We start from the raw sequence: 411 nt of genomic DNA, 5'->3' as shown, positions 1-411 counted from the left end.
CCCCATCTGTTGGGAAAACCGCCATTGGTTTTTGTCGAGCTGAAGCTGCAATCCAAATCGGGCAATATTTTCGAAGATTTCAAAAAAGAAGTGCTGAAAATTCCGCAAATTATGGAGTGCCATCTGGTGTCGGGCGAATACGACTACCTGATTAAAGTACGTTTGCCCGATATGTCTGCCTATCGGGATATGCTCGGCAATATCCTATTGCAACTGCCTGCCGCTTCGGAGAGTAGGAGTTATGTTGTGATGGAGGAAGTCAAAGAAAATCCGGTTTTGGATTTGGATTGAATATTTCAGACCGGGTATGCGGTTTGACATCTAAATGAAACATAACAACATCACGCACAGAGGCTTGTTGCTTCAGATAAAAAATGCACACATTCAATAGAATGTGTGCCAAGTCTACAA

General features: G+C 43.1%; 1 protein-coding gene. It reads left to right on the top strand.

The annotated features are described in order from the left end of the window. Positions 1-291 (top strand): Lrp/AsnC ligand binding domain-containing protein (locus RM704_RS45855; RefSeq protein ID WP_498076468.1); only part of this gene is annotated, 291 nt, incomplete at its 5' end. Between the last annotated feature and the right edge of the window lie 120 nt (positions 292-411).

The organism is Streptomyces gottesmaniae (assembly GCF_031845845.1).
Taxonomy (GTDB): Bacteria; Actinomycetota; Actinomycetes; order Streptomycetales; family Streptomycetaceae; genus Streptomyces; species Streptomyces akebiae.
Note: the sequence above shows the minus strand (reverse complement) of the source record. Positions and strands in the feature narration are given on the sequence as shown.